This window comes from Streptomyces sp. NRRL S-87 (assembly GCF_000719335.1).
In the GTDB taxonomy this organism is placed as follows: Bacteria; Actinomycetota; Actinomycetes; order Streptomycetales; family Streptomycetaceae; genus Streptomyces.
Genome location: NZ_JOGB01000003.1, coordinates 283,725 through 297,285, shown reverse-complemented (window position 1 = coordinate 297,285; position 13,561 = coordinate 283,725). Strand labels below are relative to the sequence as shown.

General features: G+C 75.3%; 9 protein-coding genes, 2 tRNA genes and 1 other RNA gene. 6 read left to right on the top strand and 6 right to left on the bottom strand.

All coding sequences use genetic code 11. From position 1 onward, the window contains the following. Positions 1-2 precede the first annotated feature (2 nt). The 5 genes from IF43_RS0103565 (at position 3) to IF43_RS0103545 (ending at position 3,843) form a co-directional block, all read left to right on the top strand. On the top strand, positions 3-962 hold the full coding sequence (locus IF43_RS0103565; RefSeq protein ID WP_030193605.1) for an ABC transporter ATP-binding protein: 960 nt from the start codon (positions 3-5) through the stop codon (positions 960-962). Continuing rightward, positions 959-1,765, top strand: coding sequence for an ABC transporter permease (locus IF43_RS0103560; RefSeq protein ID WP_030193602.1), 807 nt, complete (start codon positions 959-961; stop codon positions 1,763-1,765). Before IF43_RS0103565 ends, IF43_RS0103560 begins: the two co-directional genes overlap by 4 nt. 23 nt (positions 1,766-1,788) lie before the next feature. Then, entirely contained in the window at positions 1,789-3,051 is a 1,263-nt protein-coding gene (locus IF43_RS0103555) for a sensor histidine kinase (RefSeq protein ID WP_030193600.1), read from the top strand. A gap of 55 nt (positions 3,052-3,106) precedes the next feature. Then, complete coding sequence (locus IF43_RS0103550) at positions 3,107-3,748, top strand: response regulator transcription factor (protein ID WP_030193597.1); 642 nt, start codon at positions 3,107-3,109, stop codon at positions 3,746-3,748. A gap of 22 nt (positions 3,749-3,770) precedes the next feature. Then, positions 3,771-3,843: transfer RNA gene (locus IF43_RS0103545), tRNA-Gly, on the top strand. 160 nt (positions 3,844-4,003) lie between these two features. Here the strand turns inward: IF43_RS0103545 and IF43_RS0103540 are convergent. The 6 genes from IF43_RS0103540 to ffs all read right to left on the bottom strand — a co-directional run bounded on the left by IF43_RS0103540 (position 4,004) and on the right by ffs (position 12,635). Then, positions 4,004-4,909, bottom strand: coding sequence for a phosphoribosylaminoimidazolesuccinocarboxamide synthase (locus IF43_RS0103540; RefSeq protein ID WP_030193595.1), 906 nt, complete (start codon positions 4,907-4,909; stop codon positions 4,004-4,006). Between the two features lie 98 nt (positions 4,910-5,007). Then, on the bottom strand, positions 5,008-6,567 hold the full coding sequence (locus IF43_RS0103535) for a N,N-dimethylformamidase beta subunit family domain-containing protein (RefSeq protein ID WP_234331923.1): 1,560 nt from the start codon (positions 6,565-6,567) through the stop codon (positions 5,008-5,010). A gap of 206 nt (positions 6,568-6,773) precedes the next feature. Continuing rightward, the gene (locus IF43_RS0103530; protein ID WP_030193589.1) at positions 6,774-8,516 is read right to left on the bottom strand and encodes a membrane protein; all 1,743 of its coding nucleotides are present in this window, start codon (positions 8,514-8,516) and stop codon (positions 6,774-6,776) included. Positions 8,517-8,834: 318 nt separating this feature from the next. Continuing rightward, entirely contained in the window at positions 8,835-10,088 is a 1,254-nt protein-coding gene (purD, locus tag IF43_RS0103525; protein WP_030193586.1) for a phosphoribosylamine--glycine ligase, read from the bottom strand. 60 nt (positions 10,089-10,148) lie between these two features. After that, the gene (locus tag IF43_RS0103520) at positions 10,149-12,422 is read right to left on the bottom strand and encodes a DNA polymerase III subunit gamma and tau (RefSeq protein ID WP_030193583.1); all 2,274 of its coding nucleotides are present in this window, start codon (positions 12,420-12,422) and stop codon (positions 10,149-10,151) included. 114 nt (positions 12,423-12,536) lie between these two features. After that, an RNA gene (gene ffs, locus IF43_RS38650) (signal recognition particle sRNA small type) lies at positions 12,537-12,635 on the bottom strand. 97 nt (positions 12,636-12,732) lie between these two features. Here ffs and IF43_RS0103515 point away from each other — a divergent pair. After that, a tRNA-Ser gene (locus tag IF43_RS0103515) sits at positions 12,733-12,820 on the top strand. The last annotated feature ends 741 nt before the right edge of the window (positions 12,821-13,561 follow it).

Sequence of the window (13,561 nt, the reverse complement as noted above, 5' to 3'; positions counted from 1 at the left end):
GCATGACCTCCACCGCACCCGAACGCCCCGGCACCGACCACGTCGTCACCGCCGACGCCCTGCGCCGCACCTACGCGGGCGGCTTCGACGCCGTCCGCGGCGTCTCCTTCTCCGTCGCCCGCGGCGAGGTCTTCGCCCTGCTCGGCACGAACGGCGCCGGCAAGACCTCCACCGTCGAACTCCTCGAAGGCCTGGCCCGGCCCAGCGCCGGCACCGTCCGCGTCCTCGGCCTCGACCCGTACGCCCGCCGCGCGGAGGTCCGCCCGCGCACCGGCGTCATGCTCCAGGAGGGCGGCTTCCCCGCCGACCTCACCGTCGCCGAGACCGTCCGCATGTGGGCCGGCTGCACCACCGGCGCCCGCGGGCCGACCGGCGCCGGGCGGCGCACGGAGGTCGTCGAGCGGGTCGGACTCGGCCGCCGGGCCGCCGTCCGCGTGAAGCAGCTTTCCGGAGGCGAACGGCGAAGGCTCGACCTCGCGCTCGCCCTGCTGGGCCGCCCCGAGGTGCTCTTCCTCGACGAACCGACGTCCGGCATGGACCCCGAGGGCCGCCGCGACACGTGGGACCTCGTCCGGGAGCTGCGCGACGAGGGCACCACCGTGCTGCTCACCACCCACTACCTCGAAGAGGCCGAACAGCTCGCGGACCGGCTCGCCATCCTGCACGCCGGCGAGCTCGTCCTCGCCGGCACCCCGGGCGAGGTGACCGCCTCCCGGCCGGCCCGGATCCGGTTCCGGCTGCCCCCGGACGTGCCCGCGGCGCGGCTGCCGCTCGCGCTGCGGGCGGCGGCCGACGGCCCGCGGGTGGAGATCCGTACCACCACCCTGCAGGAGACCCTCGGCGAACTCCTGCGCTGGGCGGCCGACTCCGGCACGGTGCTGGACCGGCTCGACGCCCGCTCCCCGTCCCTGGAAGAGGCGTTCCTGGAGATCGCCGACCACACCCCGGAAGGTGTCCGATGAGCCGCCCCGCCACCGCCGAAAGCCGCCGGCCCCGAGGGACGGCACCCAGCGGGGCGCGCCTGGCCGCGCTCGGCCGGGCCGAGCTCACCCTGCTCGGCCGCAACCGCAACAGCCTCGCCCTCGCCCTGCTCATGCCCGCCGCGATGCTGTTCCTGCTGCGCTCGGCCGTCACCGGCATGGACGCCGCGGACCTGCCGATGGGCGCCGGGGCGGCCACCCTCGTCGGCGGCACCGGCCTGATCCTGGTGCTGGTCCTCTACACGGGCCTGACCGCCACCTACACCGCGCGCCGCGAGGAGCTGGTCCTCAAGAGGCTGCGCACCGGCGAGCCCACGGACACCGAGGTCCTCGTCGGGGCGGCCCTGCCCGCCGCCGTCATCGCCCTCGCCCAGTGCGCGGTCCTCACGGTCGGCGGCCCGGCCCTGCTCGACGTACCGGCGCCCCGGCGGCCGGACCTGCTGCTCCTCGGGATCCTGGCCGTCGCCGCGCTGTCGGCCGGGCTGGCGGCACTGACCTCGGCCGTCACGCGGACCGTGGAGACCGCGGGCCTCAGCACCCTGCCGCTGTTCCTGGCGGCCGTGACGGGCTCCGGGATGCTGGTGCCGCGCGAGGCGCTGCCGGACGCGGTCGGCGACGTCTGCGACCTGCTGCCGTTCAGCGGGGCCATGGAGTTCGTCCGCGCGGGCTGGCTCGGCACGGCCGGGGCCGGGAACCTGGTGCAGGCGGCGGTCCTCACGCTCGTCTGGGCGATCATCACGGGGGACGCGGTGCGGCGCTGGTTCCGCTGGGAGCCGCGGCGCTGAGGGGATCGGGGGAAGGGGCCGGCATGTCCAGGCTGACGGGGTGGTGGCAGGGGCGCGGCAGCGCGTCGAAGGTGGAGCTCTACACACGGGGTTCGTACGTGTTCTTCGCCGTGACGGAGGTGCTGACGGTCGCGGGCGCGGCGGTCGGCGTCCGCTCCGGCTTCGGCCCGGCCGAGCTCCTGCTGGACGTACTGATCTGCTGCCACGCGGCCCTGGTGGGTGTGGTGTCGAGCCGCGGCCTGGCATGGGTCGCCGGGCGGGGCGGGCTGCCGGTGCGCGCCGTGGCGGCGCTCGTCGCCCTGACCGCCGCCGTCCCGGCCGCCGCCCTCGGGCTGGCGGCCGGCGACCTGGTCGAGGACGAGCGGATCCTGCCCACACTGGTGATCGGTCCGGTGGGCTTCGGAGTCCTCGCGCTGGTGGTGTGCCTGCGCCGGGTGCGCGAGACGGTGTACGCGGTGCTCGGGGCCGCGGCCGGGACGGCGGTCGCGGTGCTGTCCGCCGGCCGGTCCTGGGAGGCCGTCGGGTACGGCGTCGCGGCGCTGCTCGTCGCCGCGTTCTTCGCCGTCACCTCCGGGTTCTCCGCCTGGCTGATCCGGGTCGTGTGGGAGCTGGACCACTCGCGGGAGCTGCGCGCCCGGCTGGCGGTCGCCGAGGAGCGGCTGCGCTTCGGGCGCGACCTGCACGACGTGCTGGGCCGCAACCTCGCGGTGATCGCGCTCAAGAGCGAGCTCGCCGTCCAGCTGGCCCGGCGCGAACGCCCGGAGGCCGTGGACCAGATGGTGGAGGTGCAGCGGATCGCGCGCGAGTCGCAGCGGGAGGTGCGGGAAGTGGTGCGCGGCTACCGGGGCGTCGACCTGGCCGTGGAACTGGAGGGCGCCCGCGGGGTGCTCGCGGCCGCCGGGATCGACTGCCGGGTGGACGGCTCGGCGGGCGGCGGGCTGCCGGCCGCGGTGCAGTCCGCGCTCGGCTGGGTGGTGCGGGAGGCGACGACGAACGTGCTGCGGCACGGGGACGCGCGCGACTGCCTGATCCGCCTCACGGGCGGGGCCGGGGCGGCCCCCGCGGTGCTGGAGATCGAGAACGACGGGGCGCCGCAGACGCCTTCGGGCACACCCGGGTCGGGGCTCGCGGGGCTGCGGGAGCGGCTGGCGGTGCTGGGCGGCACCCTGGAGGCCGGGCCGGTGGCGGGCGGCCGGTTCCGGCTGACGGCGACGGTGCCGGCGACGGCGGGGACCGGGGCGGGGGCGGTGGCGGTGGCGGTGGCCGGAGAAGGGGCCGGGGCATGAGGCGCGGTACGGGTACGGATTCGGGGCGCGGTGCGGGCGTGAACGGGGGCGGGGCATGAGCGGGGGCGCGGGCGGGGGCGCGAGCGGGGCGGTCGTACGGATCCTGCTGGCCGACGACGAGCACCTGATCCGGGGCGCGCTGGCGGCCCTGCTGGGCCTCGAGGACGACCTGCTGGTGGTCGCCGAGGCCGCCTCGGGGCCGGAGGCGCTGGCGATGGCGCGGGCCCACGAGCCGGACGTGGCCGTGCTCGACCTCCAGATGCCGGGGGCGGACGGTGTGAGCGTCGCCACATCCCTGCGGGCCGAACTCCCGGACTGCCGGACCATGATCGTGACCAGTCACGGGCGGCCCGGCTACCTGAAGCGGGCCCTGGCGGCCGGAGTGCGGGGCTTCGTCCCGAAGACCGTCTCGGCGCAGCGACTGGCCGAGATCATCAGGACCGTGCACGCCGGAGGGCGGTACGTGGACCCGGAGTTGGCGGCCGACGCGATCAGCACGGGCGACTCGCCGCTGACCGCCCGCGAGGCCGAGCTCCTCGAACTCGCGGCGGACGGTGCGCCGGTCACGGAGATCGCCGAGCGCGCCGCCCTCTCGCCGGGGACCGTGCGCAACTACCTCTCGTCGGCGGCCGCGAAGCTGGGTGCGGAGAACCGGCACGCGGCAGTGCGTCTCGCCCGCCTCAAAGGTTGGGTATAGTAGGTCTCGCGCTACGGCGCATGCGGACGTGGCTCAGTTGGTAGAGCATCACCTTGCCAAGGTGAGGGTCGCGAGTTCGAATCTCGTCGTCCGCTCAGAGGGAAGGCCCCGGTCATCACGACCGGGGCCTTCTTCGTGTTCGAGGGCCCCGTCGTGTTCGAGGGCCCCGTCGTGTTCGAGGGCCCCGTCCGATGTGCGCCGCCCCCCCTCCCCCCGCGGGGGTGCGGGGGGCGGGGCCGGGCGGGTCGTCCGGGCTCAGAAGTTCCAGGGGGCGCCGGTGAGCAGCTCGTACGCCTCGACGTACTTGGCGCGGGTGGCGTCGACGACGTGCTGCGGCAGGGCCGGCGGCGGCTCCTCGCCCGTGCGGTCCCAGCCGGACTCGCCGGTCAGCCAGTCACGGACGAACTGCTTGTCGTACGAGGGCTGCGCGCGGCCCGGCTGCCACTGGTCGGCCGGCCAGAAGCGGGAGGAGTCCGGGGTGAGGACCTCGTCGGCGGCGACCAGGGTCCCGCCGTCGGCGGCGAAGCCGAACTCGAACTTGGTGTCCGCCAGGATGATCCCGCGCTCGCGCGCGATGTCCCGGGCCCGGCCGTAGACGGCGAGCGTGGTCTGGCGCAGCAGGGCGGCGGTCTCGGCGCCGACCTGGCGGGCCACCTCCTCGTACGAGACGTTCTCGTCGTGCTCGCCGACCGCGGCCTTGGTGGCCGGGGTGAAGATCGGCGCGGGCAGCTCGGAGCCGTCCACGAGGCCCTCGGGCAGGGCGAGTCCGCAGACCGTGCGGGTCTGCCGGTACTCGGCCAGGCCCGAGCCGGTGAGGTAGCCGCGGGCCACGCACTCGACCGGGACCATGTTCAGCGACTGGCAGACCAGGGTGCGGCCGGCCCAGTCGGCGGGGGCGCCCTCGGGCAGCTCGGTGGAGATGACGTGGTTCGGGACGATGTCCGCGAGCTGGTCGAACCACCACAGGGAGAGCTGGGTGAGGACCCGGCCCTTGTCCGGGATCTCGGTCGGGAGCACCCAGTCGTACGCGGACATGCGGTCGCTGGCCACCATCACCAGGTCGCCCGCCTCGTTGCGGTAGAGCTCGCGGACCTTGCCGGTGTGGAGGTGGACCAGGCCCGGGACCTGAACCGGCTCGGGCTTTTCGACGAATCCGGACACGGTGTCTCCCTGTGGTTCTGTATGAGGGCACACCGATTCTCGCGTACGGAGGGGCGTGCTCCGTTCCCGGGGTCGGCCCGCGTCCCGCGTCGCGCGCCTCAGTCGCGCTTGCAGATCCGGTCGAGGAGGTTGGCCGTGGCCCGCTGGATCCGCTCGTCGACGTGGCCGGGCCGGTCGAGGGCGGGCGACCACGCGAAGGTGCCGGAGGCGAAGACCAGCGCGCCGCTCGGAGCCCGGTACAGGGAGGTCTCCTGGTGCCGCAGCGCCCCGTCCCCGTCCGGGTAGGGGGAGTGGGCGAGGAGGATGCGGCCCTCGTGCTCGGGGAGTTGGGTGCGCGGGAAGTACCGGTCGGCCTCGCCCGCGACCAGGCCGGCGATTTCGTCGCCCTCGTCGGCGCCGGTGGCGTCCCACAGCCAGTGCGAGGCGTTGCGGACCACCAGCGGGGCCGGCTCCGGGACCCGGCCGGCGTACTGGATGCCCAGCAGCTGCTGTTCGGGCCGGTCCACCTCGCGCCAGAGCGCGGGTCTGCCCGGGCCCCGGCGTTTTCGGCACGTCAGCAGCCGGTCCGGGACGCCGGAGGGGGACGGGGAGAGCTCCACCTGCCAGTACATGGTGTTCGCCGAGAGGAAGACCAGGGACGTGCCGTGCGCGCGGGCCGCCTCGACGGTGCGCCGCATCGGGACGGACCAGTACTCGTCGTGGCCGGGGAAGACCAGGCCCCGGTAGCGGGTGGGGTCCACGCGGCCGGCGTGCAGGTCGCGCGTGTCGGCGTAGGCGAGGTCGTAGCCGTACCGCTCGGCCCAGCGGATGAAGTCGTAGGCGTGGCCGACGTGCAGGGGCAGGCCGGCGCCCGCGTACGGGCGGTCGAAGGAGACGGTGATGGCCGCGTCCTGCTCGCCGAGGAGCCGGCCCTGCTCGTCCCAGGCGTGGTAGAGGCTGGCGCCGGTGCGGCCGTCCTCGGGGTACAGGTTGTAGGCCTGCCACGTGATGTCGGGGAGCAGCAGGAGCAGGTCGGCGGGGTGGTCGTCGCGGACCGTGAAGGGGATGTGGGAGCGGTAGCCGTCGGCGGTGGTCAGCACGGCGACGTACGCGCCGAGGTTCCAGTACGAGGGGACCTGGAGGCGCCACGAGAGCCACCAGTGGTGGCAGGAGACGGTGCGGTCGGCGGTGAGCGGGGCGGGCTGGACGATGCCGGACAGCCGCGGGCTGGTGGTGATCTTCGCGGCGCCGTCCCCGCCGTAGTGGCCGATCCGGTAGACGTCCACGGAGAACTGCTGGGGCGGGTCGACGGTGATGTGGAAGTCGATGGCCTCGCCCGGGGCGACCGCTCCGGTGGAGGCGAAGCCCTTGATCTGGCGGTGCACGTCGTCGGCGCTGCGGGGGCCGCCGGCGCCCGCGCGGGGGGCCGGGACCTGGCCGGGGGCCGCCGCGGGGTCGACGTACCAGGGGACGACCTGGCCGGTGTCGTCGAAGTAGACCTCGCTGCCGCGGAACCAGGGGAGCGGGCCCTGCCCGAAGGGGTCCGTGACCGCGTGCGCGAGGGCGCCCGACTCCCACCGCCGGATCGGGGGCGGCGTCCCGGGGCCCGCCGGGCCGTCGGCCCGCGCGGACCCGCCGCCGTCGCGGAGCCGGCCCTCGGTCTGGTCCGCCTCGCCCATGCGCTGCTCCCCTCCCTCGCCCCCCGGACGCGCGCGGGGTCGGTCCCGCCCGCCGTGTGCGTGTGTGTGCCGTCCGCCGGTCTGCCGCGGGTGGTCCGCGACTGGTCCCAGCACATCACATTACGCACGCACTCCGTCACCGTTTGTCGCGGATTGACGTGAGCGGAACATACCGGTCCGGTCGGACCGGGGGAAAGGGGGCGTTTTCAGACCAGGCGCACGGGCTTCTCGGGGCGCACCCCGAGCTCGGCGAGCCAGGAACGCAGCGGGTCCGGATCGCCGTCCTCGACGAGGGACAGCACCCGCGGGGTGAGGTCGGTGCGGCGGGCGCCCCCGACGAGGAGGGCGGGTCCGTCGAGCCAGTCGAGGCCGGGGGCGGCCCCGGCGGTGTCGACGGCCGCGCAGCACACCATGGCCGTGACGTGGTCGGCCAGCAGGTCCCGGCCGGAGCGGGGCGGCTGGAGCGGGAAGAGGGGCAGCTCGTCGGAGCCGCCGCGGCGGCCGGGGGTGGCGGCCGGCCGCTCGTCGCGGGCGGCGTCGGCGCTGAGCCGGGCGGCCAGGTCCTCGGCCTGGCCGACGGCGAGGGAGAGGAACACCCGCTCCAGGGTGGGGCCGTGCAGGGCGTCGGGCGCCGGTGCGGGGGGCGCGGCGGCGGTCGGGTCCGCAGCCGCGGGGGCCGGGGCCGGGGCGTCCTGGGCGTCCGGCCCGTTCGGACCCTGCGGGGCGGCCGACGCGCCCGGGGCGGGGGCGGGCGGTGCGAGGGTGGTCGGAGCGGGCCCGTACCCGGCCGGCAGGGCGAGGGCGTCCAGGGCGCGGTGCAGGCGGGCGGCCTCGGTGCGCCACTTGCGGTCGACGACCTCCTCCGGGTACGCCGCCCAGTCCACCGGCGACCAGTCGGGGCCGGGCTCGGCCGGGCCGCCGTGGAAGAGCCGCGCGGCCAGCAGCGAGGCGGCCTCGTCCACGAGGCCGGGCTCCTCCAGCAGGTCGCAGGCCGGCCGCTCGCCCAGCCGGGAGGCGAAGCCCTCGGCCAGTCGGTCGCGCCGGGACAGTTCGGTGAGGGCGGAGACCACGCCCGCGTCCAACCGGGAGGGCCAGCGGCCCATCCGCCAGGCGGGCAGTGCCACCCGCGTCAGCAGCCGGTCCCAGCCCGCGTAGGCGAGGCCAACCTGCTCCTGGGCGACGATGCGCAGCCCGTAGTCCACGGTCTGCGCGCGCTCGGAGGCGGCCGCGGCCACCCCGCGCTCCATCTCGGTGGCGTCCGCGCGGCACAGCCCGAGCAGCAGCCGGCCGAGCCGGGCCACCCACCCGAGGCCGGGCCGCCGGCCCACGTCCACGGCCGCGTCGAGCCCGCGGACGAACCGCCGGGCCCCGGCTATGTCCGGGTCGGCCGAGGGGCCGGTGCCCGCCACCACGGGCGCGAGGACGGCACGCAGCTCCGCCACCCGCATCCACCACAGGAAGGGCGAGCCGATCACCAGGACCGGCGCGGCGGCGAAGCCCGCCTCCTGCGTGCGCGGGGCGGGGTCGCCGGCCGCGCCGCGCCGCTGCGTGGCGTGCGTACGGTCCTCCAGCCAGCTGTCGCAGTCGGGGGTCAGCGCTATCGCCGAAGGGGGCGGGACCTCCAGCCGCTCGGCCAGGTCGCGCACGAGGCGGTAGAGGTCGGGCGCGGCCGCCTCGGAGACCGGGACGGTCGGCGTCGTCGCGGGGCCGGCGCGCAGCACCACGGCCCCGAACGCTCCGGCGAGCAGCAGCACCAGCCCCGCCACGGCGCCCACGACGAGGGTCACGGCGGACCAGGTGTCCCCGGCCAGTCTGCCGGTCTGGCGGGCGGCCACCAGCACCACCGCGACGGCGGCGGGCAGCAGCGCGACGGCCAGCGCCCGGCTGCGCAGGCGCAGCACGGCGGCGGCGCGGGACCGCGCGGTCAGCGCGCCCACCTCGATACCCATTGCGGTTCCGGACACGACCGGACGTCACCCCCTCTGCCCTGCGGCTTCTGCCCTGCGGCGGCTTTGCTCACTCCCCCAGCGTGGCACCCGCCACCGACATCGCAATGCCGGTGGGCCAAGTGCCGGAATCCTTGCGCGGCACCCTAGTTGGGGCTCGGGTGTCCGTCAGCCGGATAGGCGATTGCTCACCCGATGGAATGGCTTTGGGTAAAGCTGGATGCGTTCGAAGGCGGCCGGATGCAGTCGAACCGGCGGTCGAACACCGAGGGCCCGGGCGCGCCGTGCACGCTCCGGGCCCCGGGTGTCCCCGCGGCGGGGTCAGCGGCCTTCGGCCGCCTTCAGCGCGATGTCCGTGCGGTGCTGGGAGCCGTCGAGGCGGATCCGGCCGACGGCCTTATACGCCCGGTCCCGGGCCTGCGCCAGGTCGGAACCGGTCGCGGTCACGGACAGCACGCGGCCGCCCGCGCTGAGGACCTGGCCGCCCTCGGAGCGGGTGCCGGCGTGCAGGACGTACGCGTGCGGGGCGTCCTCGGCGGCGACCTCCGCCAGGCCTTCGATCGGGTCGCCCGTGCGGGGCGTGCCCGGGTAGTTGTGGGAGGCGATGACGACCGTGACGGCCGCGTCGGAGCGCCAGTTGAGGGGCGCCTGCGCGTCGAGGGTGCCCCGGGCCGCGTTCATCAGGACGCCCGCCAGCGGCGTCTTCAGCCGGGCCAGCACGACCTGGGTCTCGGGGTCGCCGAAGCGGGCGTTGAACTCGATCACCCGCACGCCGCGGCTGGTGATCGCCAGACCGGCGTAGAGCAGGCCGGAGAACGGCGTGCCGCGGCGCCGCAGCTCGTCGACGGTCGGCTGGAGGACGGTCTCCATGACCTCGTCGACCAGCTTCGGGTCGGCCCAGGGCAGCGGCGAGTACGCGCCCATGCCGCCGGTGTTCGGGCCCTCGTCGCCGTCGAGGGCGCGCTTGAAGTCCTGGGCGGGCTGGAGCGGCAGGACGGTGGTGCCGTCGGTGATCGCGAACAGCGAGACCTCGGGGCCGTCGAGGTACTCCTCGATGACGACCCGCTCGCAGGCCAGCGCGTGCTCGCGGGCTGCGGCCAGGTCGGAGGTGACGACCACGCCCTTGCCGGCGGCCAGGCCGTCGTCCTTGACGACGTAGGGGGCACCGAAGGCGTCGAGGGCCTCGTCGACCTCCTCCGGGGTGGTGCAGACGTAACTGCGGGCCGTCGGCACGCCGGCGCCGGCCATGACGTCCTTGGCGAAGGCCTTCGAGCCCTCCAGCCGGGCCGCCTCGGCGGACGGGCCGAAGACCGCGATGCCGGCCGCGCGCACGGCGTCGGCCACCCCGGCGACCAGCGGCGCCTCGGGGCCGACCACGACCAGGTCGACGCCGAGCTCCGCCGCGAGGCGGGCCACGTCGGCGCCGTCGAGCGCGTCGACGGGGTGCAGCTCCGCCACTTCCGCGATTCCGGCGTTGCCGGGGGCGCAGTGCAGCGCGGTGACGTCGGGATCGAGGGACAGAGAGCGGCACAGGGCATGTTCGCGGGCGCCGCCGCCGATGACGAGGACCTTCACGGGAGGCAGCCTAGCCCGCCCGGCCCCGCGATCTTTGTGCGGGCACCCAAGGCCGGGCCGCTACTCGTTCGTGTATTCCTCCACCACCGTGGCGCCGAGCTCCCGCACGATCAGCTCGTGGCCCGTGAGCGCGCTCTCCACCAGGTCGGGGTCGTCCTCCTCCGGCACGTCGTCCTCGGGGGCGACCGGGACCGGGGCGGCCGGCTGCGGGGGTGCGGCGCCCTGCGGGCCGGGCGGGGCCTGCGGGACCTGGGGCGCGGCCGGGGCGGCAGGCTGCTGGACGGGGGTGGGGGCCGCCGGCGGCGCGTACGCCCGCTGCGGGGCCGGGGCGCCGTACGACGGTCCGGCGGGGGCGGCCGGGGCGCCGCCGACCACGGCGTCGATCTTCCAGTTGACCTGGAACTGCTCGGCCAGGACCGCCTTGAGGACGTCCTCGCTGCCGCTGCTGGAGAAGTTGTCCCGGGCTCCGGGGTTGGGGAAGCCGAGCTGGAGGGTGCTGCCGTCGAAGCCGACGACCTGCGCGTTCTGGCTCAGCAGGATCCACGTGAAGCGGCGGCGGTTCTTGACGGCCTCCAGGACGCCCGGCCACATCGCCTGCACCTGGCCGGCGCCCTGGACCATGGCGGCGGACGGCGCGGCGGCCGCGGGCTGCGCGGCGGCGGCCGGGGCGGCGGCCTGCGCGGGCGGGGCGGGCTGCGCGGGGGCGCCCGTACCGGGCTGGGCGGCACTGGGCCAGGCCCCGCGCGCCGGGCCGCCGGAGCCCGGCTGGGCCGCGCCGGGCCAGGCGCCGGGAGCGGGCTGGGCCGGGGCGGCGGGCTGGGCGGGGGCGCTCTGCGCGGTCGGCCAGGCGCCGGCGGGGGCCTGGGCCGCGGTCGGCTCCGGGGCCGGGGGCTGCGCCTGCGGGAGCGGGGCGGACCCGGGCTGGGCGGCACCGGGCCAGGCGCCCGGCGCGGCCTGGGCCGCGGCGGGCTCCGGCGCCGGGGCGGCGGCTACGGGCTCGGGGACCGGGGTCGGGGGGGCGGGCGTCGCGGGGGTCGCGGGGGCGCCGCGCACCGCCGCACGGGCCGCGGCCGCCCCGCCGCCGGGCGGGAGCGGGGCCATGCCGTGGGCCTCGGGCCCGGGGACGTACGCCATCGCGGGCGCGCCACCGGGTGCCGCGAAGGCCGCGGCGGCGGCGCCGCCGCGCTCGAGGCGGTCGAGGCGGGCCTGCACGGAGCGCTCGTCGTCGTAGGTGGCGGGCAGCAGCACGCGCGCGCAGATCAGCTCCAGCTGCAGGCGGGGCGAGGTGGCGCCGCGCATCTCGGTCAGCCCGGCGTTGACGAGGTCCGCCGCCCGGCTGAGCTCGGCGGCGCCGAACACCGACGCCTGGGCCTGCATGCGCTCCACGACGTCGGCGGGGGCGTCGATGAGCCCCTTCTCGCCCGCGTCCGGCACGGCGGCGAGGATCACCAGGTCGCGCAGCCGCTCCAGCAGGTCGGCGACGAAGCGGCGGGGGTCGTTCCCGCCCTCGATCACCCGGTCGACCACCTCGAAGGCGGCCGCGCCGTCGCCGGCGGCGAACGCGTCCACCACGGCGTCCAGCAGGGAGCCGTCCGTGTAGCCGAGGAGGGAGGTGGCCATGGCGTACGTCACACCGTCCTCGGCCGCGCCCGCGAGGAGCTGGTCCATGACGGACATGGAGTCGCGCACGGATCCGGCACCGGCGCGCACCACGAGCGGCAGCACGCCGTCCTCGACGGGGATGCCCTCGCGACCGCAGACCTCGCCCAGGTACTCGCGCAGGGTGCCGGGCGGCACGAGCCGGAACGGGTAGTGGTGGGTGCGGGACCGGATGGTCCCGATGACCTTCTCCGGCTCCGTCGTGGCGAAGATGAACTTGAGGTGCTCCGGCGGCTCCTCGACGACCTTCAGCAGCGCGTTGAAGCCGGCCGACGTGACCATGTGGGCCTCGTCGATGATGTAGATCTTGTAGCGGCTGGCGGCGGGGCCGAAGAAGGCCTTCTCGCGCAGGTCGCGGGCGTCGTCCACACCGCCGTGTGAGGCCGCGTCGATCTCGATCACGTCGATCGAGCCCGGTCCGTTGCGCGCCAGGTCGCGGCAGGACTGGCACTCCCCGCAGGGGGTGGGGGTGGGACCTTGCTCACAGTTCAGGCAGCGGGCCAGGATGCGCGCACTGGTCGTCTTTCCGCAGCCGCGCGGACCGCTGAACAGGTACGCGTGGTTCACCCGGTTGTTCCGCAGGGCCTGCATCAGGGGTGCAGTGACATGCTCCTGCCCGATGACCTCGGCGAACGACTCGGGGCGATAGCGGCGGTACAGCGCAAGGGACGACACGTTTACGAGGTTATCCGGGCCCGCCGACAACCGGCTCCCGCCGGCGCCCCTCGACCCCTCGACGCCCGTACGTCCGGCACGCGACCGCCGGCCCCGCGGTGCGGGCCGCCCGGGAACGCAAGCGCCCCCCACGCACCCGCCAGAGCCCACTTACCCTTGCTGCCTTCCGGCCCTGGGGGAGTTGGGTGAGATAGCGCCACGTGAGGGGCTGGCCCCAGAGTAGCGGATGAAACGCCCGGCAATCGAGCCTCCCGCCCTCCCGAGCGATCACGTTCGCGAGCACCCCTCAACGTCTTGTATTGTTTGCCGCGGAGGATTCGCCTAGAGGCCTAGGGCGCACGCTTGGAAAGCGTGTTGGGGGCAACCCCTCACGAGTTCGAATCTCGTATCCTCCGCCACGGCTGACCAGCCGAAACGAAGGTCCCGACCGCACTGCGGCCGGGACCTTCGTCGTTCCGTGGTTGCAGTTTTGGTTGCAGTTGCCGATCTACGCCCTCGCTGCCTCGGGATGGCCGAGGCCCGGCAGGGTTCCCAGGCCGCCGACGCGTTCCGCCAGAGCGACACATCAGCTTGCAGCACCCGACGCATGGACCGGCCACAGCGCACCCCAAGGCGCACGCGGCGATCTTGGCGGCCCGCAACGGCGCGAGGTCACGCTCCATCGCCTTGGCCGATCGGGATTCCAGGGCCTGTCACCAGGACACCGATGACGTGGGCCAGATCCCAGGTGGAACGCGCCGCCCGTCCTGACCCGTTGTGACGCCGCCCACACCTGCACATGAGGTGGCTGAAGGATCAATCAGATGCCCAGTCGGCAGCCGTATGTCACTTTCAGTCAAATTGGCTACGTGCACAGCCCGTCATGCCTGCACAGCCAGCAGGAACCGAGGAGCACACGCCAAGGAACGTCTTAATCTTTACGGCCCGACCGATAAGCCCCCTACCGGAGGGAATGGCCTGCGCATAGCCTCCAGGGGATGACTGGGTCATCCAACGGGGGCTTCTGATGACTTTCTCGCCATGCGTGCAACTAGATTTCTGGCCACCCTTGGCCTTGTGAGCCGTGCGGCCACGCAACCCTTTACCCACACTTAAATACAGAGATCTATAAGTGCCCGCCGAAAGCGATGTCGGCAGGC